The sequence below is a fragment of the Trichodesmium erythraeum IMS101 genome (genome assembly GCF_000014265.1).
Lineage (GTDB): Bacteria > Cyanobacteriota > Cyanobacteriia > Cyanobacteriales > Microcoleaceae > Trichodesmium > Trichodesmium erythraeum.
This window is the reverse complement of sequence record NC_008312.1, coordinates 5,047,734-5,059,914: the sequence shown is the minus strand read 5'-3', so window position 1 is coordinate 5,059,914 and position 12,181 is coordinate 5,047,734. Positions and strand designations below refer to the sequence as shown.

Here is a 12,181-nt window from a genome sequence, read left to right as displayed (position 1 = left end):
TTTGATAATTAATCAGCTAGCCCTAATTAAATTAGACAACCTTAGAGATTAATCCTATTCTCTATTTCCCCTACTTCCCTATTCTGCTATTCCCTTATTCCTTGTAATTGGTTGATGAATTTCCCCTAACATAACTTGAGATTTTGCTCCTGTAACTTCTGGCAAATTACAGGGAATTTCTAAGGAACGCCAATAAGCTAAAATTGCAAAAGCGATCGCTTCTTTAAAATCTACATCTATACCTACTTCAGCAGTGGTCATTACCGGTATTGGTGCTAATAAATTCTCTATCCGTTTTTTTAAATATAAATTATGACTACCACCGCCACATAATAATATTTGGTCTGGCAAATTTGGTAAGAAATTTCTATAGCTATGATTAATTGAAGCTGCTGTTAATTCTGTGAGAGTTGCTAATATATCAGAAGCACTTAAATGATATTTTTCCCCATCACTAAAACATTTTAATAAATAGTCCTTACCAAATAATTCTCGTCCCGTAGACTTTGGGGGTTTCTGTTGAAAAAAGTCTTGTTTTAACCATATTTCTACTAACTCTTGGCATGGTCTGCCAGTAGCTGCCCATTCTCCATTTTTGTCGTAGGTTTTACTTCCTTGAGAAAGCTGTTGTACTGCTAAATCTAATAATGTATTACTCGGTCCTGTATCCCAACCTAAAACTCCTTGAGTATCAGCTAAGGTTGTTACTAATTCCTCTTTTTTTTTACTTTTGACTTTCCCCATATAAACAGGTAAAGGGGGGATTGAATTTTGACTTCCCCAAAAGGGTTGATTTTTTAGATAAGTCACATTACCAATTCCACCTAAATTTTGTACACATCGAGTATATTTTGGGTGACCCAGTAAATGAACATCAACACAAGGAACTAAGGGGGCACCGTGACCTCCGGCTGCAATATCAGCAGCCCGAAAATTACTAATGGTAGTAATTCCAGTTAAATTAGCAATAACCTCACCACGACCTAACTGTAGACTATAGCCTAATTGTTGAGATGGTGGACGATGATACACAGTTTGACCGTGAGAGCCAATTAGTTCTGCATTCACAGCATATTTCTGGTTAATTATTAATGCTGCCGTCGCAAATTCTTGAGCAATAGTATCATTAAGTTCAGCTAACTCAGCTATTGAGATAGATGCACCGGAACAAATATCAAGAATTTGCGATCGCAAATTATCTGGGTAGGGATAAGTAAGTGCTGTGAGTAATTCAACTGTTAAATTTGTTTGACTTCCAGTAATATCAACCAAAGCTGCATCTATACCATCTACGGAAGTACCACTTATCAAACCAATAACCTTGGTCATTTTTCAACTTCCACAATTACAATTAGCACTGTAATATTATCACGACCTCCTTTATCCTTAGCGGTATCTAATAATTCTTCAGCGATAGTTTGACTATCTTTATTAGAACTTAATAATTGAGTAATAATAGAATCAGGCAACTCCTCTGTTAGTCCGTCACTGCAGAGTAAGAGGCGATCGCCCGGCTGAACATCTAAAGGTAAGAGTTCTATCTGACCCATATCTTTCCTACCCAAACATTGGGAAAGTACATGACGCCAAGGATGAGTTCTAGCTTGCTCTGGAGTTATCAAATTATTCCTCACTGCCTGAGCTACCCAGGTTTGGTCTTCTGTAATTTGTGTTAGTGTTTTGTCTCGAAGTCTATAGATACGAGAGTCTCCGATATTTGCGCACCAATATTTTTCCTCTCGGAAGATAACTACTGCTACTGTTGTACCCATATCAGAAAGTTCAGGGGATTTTTGCTGGTCATCTATAATAGCTTTATTTGCTTTAATAAAGGCAGATTTTAGCAAATAGGTTGATTCGATAGTATCCTGCCAAGAATTAACGAGATAAGTTTTAATTACTTCTGTAGCAATTGTACTTGCCTCTAGACCACCTGTGTGTCCTCCCATACCATCAGCAACAATAAAAAATTTTCCTTCAGGATCTATATAGTAAGAATCTTGATTAATTGAGCGAACATTACCTGTATGAGTAATACCTGCGAATTTCCGTTTCATAGTATAACTTAATTCAGTTACTTTTGTACAATTTTTAGATTTATTATCCACCATTTATAATTAATATTATGTTTATTTAATATGGTTTATTTTAATTATAGCATTAGAATGAAATCAACAACTAATTAACTGCTGCCAGTATATCTAAGTAAAAAGTTATGGTGTCTCCTTATGGAAATGCTCAATGAGTATTCAAGCAAGCATAATTCAATCATGGAGCAACACCACGAATTTCCCACACGAGAAATTTATATCCCCACAAGGAGAATAAGCCAGTCGATAATCAAGTTCATTAATAGTTTTTTTTATAATAAATCAAAATCTAAAATCATTGGTATTTCTTATTGAATTTGAGGCAAAAAAAACTTGATTTTACCTGTTACTTTTAAATTTGAAATACTGTTTTACAGAATTTCAAGCCTGTCATGCCAAGTAGTTCTAAATGTTTGTTACAAATGGTAGGAAATTGATTTATAACAAACTCAGGTCATACTGAAGTTGGAATAAATCTTGTTGAAAAAAAGGGAGATCGGGATAGATATAACTATCTTCGCTTTGAGTAATTTTGGTCTAACTGGACGATAACTCGTAAAATAATAAGTATAAAAGGAATTCAGCTTTTTAATATTTACTTGATCAATCAGCTTTTCTTATTGATTGGATGTACATTCTTTTTTGTGACTTGTGGTATAAAGTATTACTTTTAACTTTTAACTTCCATGAAAAGGTAGGGATGTTGTTACAATATTTAATGACATTGTTAAATTTTTCTAAAATTTTATGAATTTAGAAACAATATCATCTGGAGCTCACCAAGAAGACTTCAATTCAAGTAGCCAAAAATTAGACATATTAGAAGTTGAGGCAATGCAACTAAAAAATATAGATAGAGATACCCTTAAGTCTCAAAGTTCGACTCAGACAGCAGAAAGTAATACAAATACCCCACGTTATGATCCAGAAGTAATTACAGCCTTTTACAGTAAACGTCCTTTGCAAGTCTGGAAACGACGAATAGATATATTATGGACCTTTGTCTTATTTGCTTTTAACTGGTGGTTGGACAAAGTTACTGGTAACGCCGCTAAAAATGAAAGAAAAAGGGCAATCTGGTTAAGAGGAATTTTAACAAATCTGGGTCCTGCTTTTATTAAAGTAGGACAAGCTCTATCTACTCGACCAGATCTAGCTTCTCCAGTATATTTGGATGAGTTGACCAAATTACAAGACCAATTACCTGCTTTTCCCAATGAAGTAGCCTATCATTTTATAGAAGAAGAATTAGGTTTTCCTCCAAAAGAAGTTTACGCAGAATTAACACCAGATCCTATAGCTGCTGCTTCCCTTGGACAAGTATATAAAGGCAAATTAAAAACAGGTGAAATAGTAGCAGTAAAAGTACAGCGTCCTGGTTTAGCAGAAAGCATTGCTTTAGACATTTATATATTAAGAACATTAGCTATTTGGGCAAATAAAAATATTCAGCGACTCCGTAGTGACTTAGTAGCTATAATGGATGAATTTGGGACTCGAATATTTGAGGAAATGGATTATACTCAAGAGGGTCGAAATGCTGAAAAATTTAAAGAGCTCTACGGTCATCTGAAAGATATTTATATTCCTAAAATTTATTGGCTATATACAGGTCGTCGTGTGTTGACGATGGAGTGGATAACGGGTACTAAGCTAACTAATTTGGAAGCTATAAAGGAAAAAAATATTGATGCGAAATATCTCATAGAAATTGGTGTACAATGTTCTTTAAGACAGCTATTAGAACATGGTTTTTTTCATGCTGATCCTCATCCTGGTAATTTATTAGCAAGTCCAGATGGTAAATTAGTTTACCTAGATTTTGGCATGATGAGTGAGGTTAAACCTTATCAGCGATATGGTTTATTAGAGGCAATTGTACACTTGGTAAATCGTGATTTTGAAGGTTTAGCTCAGGATTATGTAAAGCTCGAGTTTTTAACTCCAGAAACAGATTTAACTCCTATTATTCCAGCATTAACTGGTGTTTTCAACAATGCTCTTGGTGCAAGTGTGGCAGAACTTAATTTTAAGAGTATTACAGACCAATTATCGGCTTTAATGTATGAGTATCCATTCCGTGTGCCTGCTTATTATGCTTTGATTATTCGCTCTTTGGTAACTTTAGAAGGTATTGCTATTAATGTCGATCCTAATTTTAAAGTATTGAGTAAAGCTTATCCTTATGTAGCTAAACGTTTATTAACTGACACTTCTCCTGAGTTGAGAAATTCTCTAAAAGATTTACTTTTTAAAGATGGCAATTTTCGTTGGAATAGGTTAGAAAATCTTTTAAAAAATGCTAGTAATAGTGATGATTATGAGATTAGCAAAGTGTTAGATCAAGCTCTAGATTTCTTATTATCTGAACGGGGAGATTTTATTCGAGTTCATTTAGTTAACGAGCTCATAAATGGTCTGGATTTGGCATCAATAAATACATTGATTAACGCCAGAACTAAGGTAAGTAAGTGGTTAGGTATAAAAGTAGAAAAAACTTCAATTGCTACATCTAGAAATCCCCAAGAAGAAAAGAGAACAGAACATATTAAAAATATCTGGAAAATTATTCAAGATACTCCTGGTTTTGATGCTATGGAGTTAGTACAGTTGATACCAAATATATTAGGTAAACCAGAGATGCAAAGGATGGGGCAACAAGTAGCAGGTGGTTTAACTCAACGGGCGCTTGCTCGTTTGATTCGTCAATTATTATTATCTCCGGAGCATCCTGATACTGATGGTAATAGTCATCAATCAAAAACTAAACCTCAACTTTCTTTACCTGCTTTTTTACCCTAGGTTGATATTGATTTGTTAATAGTTAATAGTTGGTTGTTAGTAACAAATTTTTCCACTAGCAACTAATTTTTTTATGGAAATATCACAAACATCAAAAGTATTATTATATTTTATTGATAGTCAGGAGTAAGAAATAGACAGTATAGTTAAAAAATAATATTATTGAGCAAAGACTTTTCAACCTATATCTTTAGGAGATTACCTATTCTTAAACTAGATCTCTCCAGATTATGAAAGCTTCATGAAATGTCCGTAGAATATTTAAAAATTAATATAATTTGAGAGAGTTTACCGTACAATAAAGTTATTCTGCTTATGTTAATCATTTAATAACTCAAGTGGTACCTAAAGTATAGGATTAATGTATAGGAATTGACATAAGATATTTTAGCTATTGGCGTCAAATACCTAAAAAAATTGCCCTTACTTACTTACTGATTAATAAATCAAGTTTTGAGCAAGTTTTTGGGTTATTTTTGGGAATTGGAATCATATTTAAATTCTATTAAGGTATAGAGGGTTATTATGTTAAAATAATAAATATTTTTAATACGATACCCTCAGGATTTATATACCCAAACTAAGAAACAAAATTTATTGCTCTGATTATTAGTTTTTCAGGAAACTTTATATCTTTACCTGTAGTTCGGTTCCATGGTAATAGTCAGTTTTTAGTATATTTAGTATATAAAATAAAAATGCAAAACCTTTGTAGTTCAAGCATCTTGCTCGCAGCTCATTTTACCTCACCCTTAATGAATTTCTCTATTCCCCAATCTCCCCATTAATATCTAGTAAAAAAGATCAGGATAATTTTATGAGTAGTATCCTTCCCGTAATTTTTGTATGGTTTATTTCAGTTTTTTGTGCTTGTTTAGGTGTTATTATTGGAGGTACTACTGGAGGAGTAGTTGGTGCAATTACTGGCTTAATTACCAAATCTAGGTGTACAATGAGAGTATTTAATGTAGCTACTTTCACTTCACTTTTAATGACAGTTATTTTTTTTATTGTAGCTCGTGAAAAAATTCAACCTCTCAATTGTGATGATGGCTTAGAGGAAGTTTATATTTGTTTAAGTCCGTTATTTATTCCTCTTTGGGGAGCTATATTTGGAGGTATATTTGGCTCATTTATCGGAGTATTGTTTGAAATAAACAGAAAAAAAAGTCATTAAATTGGAGTTGCTGAAGTATAGGTATAATTTTTGTGTTTCCTATCCTAATTCTCTAGTTCCTAAAACCGTTAATACTGAACTAAAAAACAAGTTAATGATGATGAAAACTAACTTTGGTGCAACTAAATTAACCATTAAATTAACTATTAAAGTAGCCAAAGAAATTGCTTAACTATATAAATTTTTTAAAAGTAATTACCAACTCTCCTATAAATAAGTATTACTTGATTTTATTTGATTAATGAAAGATGATTTTTAAATGGTTGTTTTGTTAGATTATTTTAACATAAAAAATACTTCTTTTTATAGGTAAATATTGGCATAAATAATTATAGGAACTTTAGCTAATCTGACTCTTTTGTGAATTTTCTACCTAGCACTATGGCTATTCTATTATTTATAGTAACCATTGATTTGTTTTTCTATGTTTTTTATTAAGTTGGCTAATCCCATTTCTGAGTTTGTCATTTTTGAGACTGAGATTATAGGATTTGATATATTTTCTTGAAATTCCTGTACGGTAAAAGTTTTGAGACTATGAATTGATAGGTAACAATTAAGCCAATTAATTTTGAATAAAAAAAAATGAAATTCAACCGTCGTTACTTCCTAATTTCTCTCAGTAGCGGATTAGGATTAGCTTTTTATTCCTACAATAATTTACAGCAAACTCCAACTACAAAGCTTAAAAAGGTTAATTCTAAAACTACTGCAAATGCCCCTGTTTATTCCTCAGAAATTCCTACTCCTTCAGCACCAGCTACTAAAGGAATATTTGCCCCTAAGCGAGGAGAAGTTCGACTAGTAGTTATTAGCGATTTAAACAGTAGTTATGGCTCTACAACTTACCAAATACAAGTTGAAAAAACTATGACTCTAATTCCTGAATTGCAGCCAGATTTATTACTTTGCGCAGGTGATATGATTGCCGGACAAAAACTATCACTTACTGAAGAAAATATTGAAGATATGTGGTCAGCTTTTGATCGCTATATTGCGAAACCATTACGTCAAGCTAAACAACCTTTTTGTATGACTATGGGTAACCATGATGCTTCTGGTTATTTTAAAAAATCTGGGGATGGATATATGTATGAAAAAGAACGTATACAAGCACAAATTTATTGGATAAAACATAAAAATGATTTAAACATAAATTTTTTAGAAGCAGATGGATTTCCTTTTTATTACAGTTTTATTCATCAAGAAATTTTCTATTTAATTTGGGATGCTTCTACATTTGATATTCCTACTAAACAATTAGAATGGGTAAAAAAAAGTCTGGCAAGTAGTCAAGCACAAACAGCAAAGATGAGAATTGTCATGGGACATTTACCTCTCTATGCTGTGGCAGTTGGTAAAAATAAGTTTGGTGATGTTTTGACTGAAACTGAGAAGTTACAAAACCTGTTAGAAAAATATAATGTACATCTATATATTAGCGGTCATCATCATGCTTATTTTCCTGGTTATAAGGGTAATTTAAAATTGCTACATACTGGTGCTTTAGGTAGCGGACCTCGTGTTTTACTTAATAGTAATTTACCCCCTAGAAATACTTTGACTGTTTTGGATATTAACCTAGAACTAAATCAGAGTTTTTATACTACTTATGATCTGAAAACGATGAGAGTTGTTCATCTGCAAGAATTACCAGAAAAAATTACTGGTTTGAATGGTTGGGTTTTACGAGAACCAAAAGTAATGTTGCCTAATTAACAAAGGTTAGGATAATTTGAGATACTGTTACAGGTGACTTTTATTAATCTACCATGGCAACAATTAACGATAACTACCTCAAACTTAAAGCCGGATACTTATTTCCAGAAATAGCTAGACGAGTTAATACATTTGCTGAAGCACACCCGGAAGCCCAGATCATTAAATTGGGTATTGGGGATGTAACTGAGCCATTGCCAAAAGCTTGTATTCAGGCTATGACTAAAGCTGTAGCAGAAATGGGCGATCGCTCAACTTTTAAGGGTTATGGCCCAGAGCAAGGTTATGCTTGGTTGCGCGAAAAAATTGCTGCTCAAGATTTTCAGGGGCGAGGATGTGATATTGATGCCTCGGAAATTTTCATTTCTGATGGATCTAAGTGTGATAGTGGTAATATTCTAGATATTATTGGTAATAATAATACTATTGCGGTGACTGATCCAGTATACCCAGTGTATGTAGATACGAATGTAATGGCGGGTAACACTGGTGCTGTAAATGAGAAAGGGGAGTATGAGGGTTTAGTTTATTTACCAATAAGAGCGGAAAATAATTTTACTGCGGAAATTCCTACTCAAAAGGTAGATTTGATTTATTTGTGTTTTCCCAATAACCCTACTGGTGCGACTGCCACTAAAGAATATTTGCAAACATGGGTAAATTATGCTAGAGCGAATGATGCCATTATTTTATTCGATGCTGCTTACGAAGCATTTATTACCGATGCCAGTCTTCCTCATTCTATTTATGAGATAGAAGGAGCAAAAGAATGTGCCATTGAATTTCGCTCCTTTTCCAAGAATGCTGGTTTTACAGGTACTCGTTGTGCGTTGACTGTCGTACCCAAAACTCTGAAAGGGAAAGCTGCTGATGGTAGCGATGTAGAATTATGGAAATTGTGGAACCGTCGCCAGTCTACTAAATTTAATGGAGTTTCTTATATTGTGCAGCGAGGTGCAGAGGCAGTTTACTCCGAAGAAGGGAAAGCACAGGTTAAGGGGTTGATCCAATTTTATTTAGAGAATGCGAAAATTATCTGCTCTCAGTTACAAGCAGCAGGTTTAACTGTTTATGGTGGGGTAAATGCGCCTTATGTTTGGGTGCAGACTCCTACAGGTTTGTCGAGTTGGGATTTTTTCGATAAGCTGTTGCAAAATTGTAATGTTGTGGGAACTCCCGGTTCCGGCTTTGGTGCTGCAGGTGAAGGTTACTTCCGCATTTCTAGTTTTAATAGTCGGGAAAATGTTAATGAAGCGATGAAACGGATAACTGAGAAATTTAAAGTTTAGACAAGCTATCGCTCTTAACTTACAGAGAAACCGGGTTGAACGAAGAAATTTTCTAAGAGTAATTATAGTCATAAACCCGGTTTCTTATAATGTTATAAATCAGCATTTTTTTTACAGGAAATTTTATGGGTAATTAAGAGTAGAATTTACGAGATAAAATTATTGATAATTAATAAAAAAATTCTGATTTAGGAAATCAGGAATAGGTAAAATGTCATATAAAAGTCAAAACTGAGTTGAATTTAAAGATTATAGAAACAGAAGATTTATTTTCTCAGGTTGAACCTGTATAAATTAGTATCTTTTGGATGAGACGTTAAAGAAAAATGTACCTATTGCTTTAGCGATCGCTACGGAAAAAGCTAGTTCCGAATTAATAATTATTAATATTTTGTTGGAGATTAAAAGACAACTTCAAATCAGTTTTTTCTCTGGTATAGATTTCTCAGTTGATAAGGATAAAGGGTTGAATGAATTTTGTGATTTTATTATTAGTCAATCTCCGAAACAATTATATTTAGATACTCCTGTAGTTGTTCTTGTAGAAGCTAAAAGTGAAAATATTGTTAGTGTTTTAGGAAAATGTATTGCAGAAATGGTTGCTGTAGAAATATATAATAAACAAGATGGTAAAGATGTTTCTTTTATTTATGGTGTAGTGACTACTGGTTATGTTTGGAAATTTTTGAAATTGGAAAAGAATGTAGTGTTTATTGATGCAGAGAATTACTATATTAAAAATTCGAGAAAGATTATTAGAATTTTTGTGGAAATGGTTAGTTCAATTAAGTGTTTGTAATTAGATATTAAAGTAATAATTAGGGTAGGCAAATATCAGAAATTTTGCTGTTGATATAGGTTCGTAAAAATTTGTCTACCATAACTAAATCTAGTGAAAAACTATTTTATCCTTCTAAGGATAAACTTGCTCAAATTGAACAAAGTCCGTCACTTCATATAAGGCAGATTTTTTATTTACATTATCACCAGGACAAATTATGGTTTCTGTTTTTTGATAATTTCTAGAAGATAAATTAACAACCTTATTAGTGACACAAATTTTTAATAGAAAAAACTGGCTTAAATATAACAAGATATGTACCTTCAGGTTTATTACGAAGACAGCTATGACCTGCTATTTGATGACCTTTAGAATATAAATTAAAACCTAGATTATTCACACAAAATGATGTTTTTTTAGTGTTAGCTCATTTATAATTTTTATAACTTGTTATGTATTGTAGAGGAAAAGTTTTATTGTCATAATTCCTTATATCTAGAGAGCTTTCTATACCTAAATACTGTGAATATTTTGGACGTTTAAGACCTAATGACAAAGTAGAAAAAATTTACATTTTTTAGAAGAAAATCGAAATCCATCCTCTAACTTTTAATGCTGTTATTCTTCAGCCGTATGGAGAGCAATACTTTCTATCTCCAGCTATTAGATAAAATTCAGACTTTGCCCTAACTAAATAGATCATATTTTTATACTCGTTGCAGACTTCGAGTTTGTTATTTATTTCAATGGAAGGGGAAAAATACTTAAATATTGCTCAAGAATACCATTGCACTAAATTTCATATTGATAATTTCACTTCAAATTTATGAAAACTTATTTCCCAGGAATTAAATGAAAAAATCCGTAAGTCAAATTTACTCACTGCGATGAAAAGATATCAAGTTTCTCATGTTTCAAGTGTATTTAATTTTGGATAAAGTAATTATGCAAAAGGTAATATTAATTTCTGCATAGATAACACCACATCTCTAGAAGAAACCCAACAAAAATTACCCACTAAACAAACAATAAACAAAAATAAAATCCCACTGCCAAAACTAGACCTCAGAGACGCACCAGATATCAAAAAAACATTCTACGATCGCTCCAGCGAACTTACTACCCTCAAAACCTGGATACTCAAACATCATTGTCGTCTTATCGCCATTTCAGGAATAAGCGGTGTCAGTAAAAGCACCATTATTCGTCATCTCATCCCTGACATAGAATCTAATTTCGACAACATCATCTGGCATACCCTCCGCACATCTCCACCCCTAAACATAACCCTCAAAAACTTAATTGAAACTATCTCCAACGTAACAGAAATAAACCTCCCAAATAACACCGATACTAAACGTTAATGCTGATGAAAAATTACGGGAGATGCGTTGTCTAATTATGCTCGATGACCTACAAAAAATACTAAAAAGTAAGCAACTTTTCGGTAACTATAAACCAAGAATTGAAAACTATTACTAAACGTTAATGCTGATATAAAAATTACGGGAGATGCGTTGTCTAATTATTCTCAATGACCTACAAAAAATACTAAAAAGTAAGCAACTTTTCGGTAACTATAAACCAAGAATTGAAAACTATATAAACCTACTTGAAATTATCGACTAACTTACTCAAAATAGTTGTTTAATTCTTAATAGTTAAAAAACACATTTATAAAATTTCAACTTTACAGATAAAGACTTACCAGTACATTTATTTCATTTAACTGTTTTAACAGAAAAGGTAGATCATTAAATGCTAAAAAAATCAAGTATTATTAGATAATAAAAATGGCAATAGTTGATAAATTTCTATCAAAGTAATCCCCAATGGTTAAAATTACTAGGAAAGACAATCAAAAATTTATTTTGTAGAAGCGTAGCTCAATATTTAAGTTATCAACCGCTCTTTTTATATAATGAATTAACTAATATTTTACAGCAGCATTTTCAAAGGTTGTCTGAATTAGAAAAATAATTACTATCCCAACTTAGCCAAGCAGCAGAATCTGTTTCACTTTCCCAATTATTAGAAAAATCTCAATTATCATCATCAGAATTATTTCAAACATTACTATCCTTAGAAAGACGAAATTTGATAGAGAAAATCATAGAAAAAAGCCAGATTTTATTTATTGTTAAACCTATATTTATGGATTATATAAAACACATGACAAATCGTTGTTAATATTTAATAAAAATAGCAAAATAGTCTAATTAAAGTAGACAAATAGGATCAATATTTGTCTACTATCATTGATAATTTTATAATTAATTTGAGGAACCAAGAAATAACTATTCGCCAAATCTCTCCAACAACT

The 12,181-nt window shown here is 32.3% G+C and carries 7 protein-coding genes; 5 read left to right on the top strand and 2 right to left on the bottom strand.

The window, feature by feature from the left end:
- Window positions 1-78 precede the first annotated feature (78 nt).
- Together TERY_RS15795 and TERY_RS15790 are read right to left on the bottom strand one after the other, a co-directional pair.
- Window positions 79-1,329, bottom strand: a complete 1,251-nt coding sequence (locus TERY_RS15795) for an anhydro-N-acetylmuramic acid kinase (RefSeq protein WP_011612751.1) — start codon at window positions 1,327-1,329, stop codon at window positions 79-81.
- On the bottom strand, window positions 1,326-2,057 hold the full coding sequence (locus TERY_RS15790) for a Stp1/IreP family PP2C-type Ser/Thr phosphatase (RefSeq protein WP_011612750.1): 732 nt from the start codon (window positions 2,055-2,057) through the stop codon (window positions 1,326-1,328). Before TERY_RS15790 ends, TERY_RS15795 begins: the two co-directional genes overlap by 4 nt.
- 780 nt (window positions 2,058-2,837) lie before the next feature.
- On the opposite strand from TERY_RS15790, the gene TERY_RS15785 reads away from it, so the two are divergent.
- The 5 genes from TERY_RS15785 (at window position 2,838) to TERY_RS15765 (ending at window position 9,876) form a co-directional block, all read left to right on the top strand.
- Complete coding sequence (locus tag TERY_RS15785) at window positions 2,838-4,892, top strand: ABC1 kinase family protein (protein ID WP_011612749.1); 2,055 nt, start codon at window positions 2,838-2,840, stop codon at window positions 4,890-4,892.
- Window positions 4,893-5,709: 817 nt separating this feature from the next.
- Window positions 5,710-6,069: a hypothetical protein gene (locus TERY_RS15780; RefSeq protein WP_011612748.1), complete on the top strand. Its 360-nt coding sequence runs from the start codon at window positions 5,710-5,712 to the stop codon at window positions 6,067-6,069.
- A gap of 585 nt (window positions 6,070-6,654) precedes the next feature.
- Window positions 6,655-7,788 carry a metallophosphoesterase gene (locus TERY_RS15775; RefSeq protein WP_011612747.1) on the top strand — a complete coding sequence of 378 codons (1,134 nt, stop codon included), beginning with the start codon at window positions 6,655-6,657 and terminating at the stop codon, window positions 7,786-7,788.
- Between the two features lie 53 nt (window positions 7,789-7,841).
- Window positions 7,842-9,077: an LL-diaminopimelate aminotransferase gene (locus TERY_RS15770; protein WP_011612746.1), complete on the top strand. Its 1,236-nt coding sequence runs from the start codon at window positions 7,842-7,844 to the stop codon at window positions 9,075-9,077.
- 304 nt (window positions 9,078-9,381) lie between these two features.
- Window positions 9,382-9,876 (top strand): hypothetical protein, encoded by a 495-nt coding sequence (locus tag TERY_RS15765; RefSeq protein WP_011612745.1) that lies wholly within the window; start codon window positions 9,382-9,384, stop codon window positions 9,874-9,876.
- Window positions 9,877-12,181 lie beyond the last annotated feature (2,305 nt).

What these genes read in the sequence shown, in the direction of transcription:
- TERY_RS15780 (WP_011612748.1), top strand. Translation starts at nt 5,710, where the DNA reads ATGAGTAGTATCCTTCCCGTAATTTTTGTATGGTTTATTTCAGTTTTT.
- TERY_RS15795 (WP_011612751.1), bottom strand. Translation starts at nt 1,329, where the DNA reads ATGACCAAGGTTATTGGTTTGATAAGTGGTACTTCCGTAGATGGTATA.
- TERY_RS15770 (WP_011612746.1), top strand. Translation starts at nt 7,842, where the DNA reads ATGGCAACAATTAACGATAACTACCTCAAACTTAAAGCCGGATACTTA.
- TERY_RS15785 (WP_011612749.1), top strand. Translation starts at nt 2,838, where the DNA reads ATGAATTTAGAAACAATATCATCTGGAGCTCACCAAGAAGACTTCAAT.
- TERY_RS15790 (WP_011612750.1), bottom strand. Translation starts at nt 2,057, where the DNA reads ATGAAACGGAAATTCGCAGGTATTACTCATACAGGTAATGTTCGCTCA.
- TERY_RS15775 (WP_011612747.1), top strand. Translation starts at nt 6,655, where the DNA reads ATGAAATTCAACCGTCGTTACTTCCTAATTTCTCTCAGTAGCGGATTA.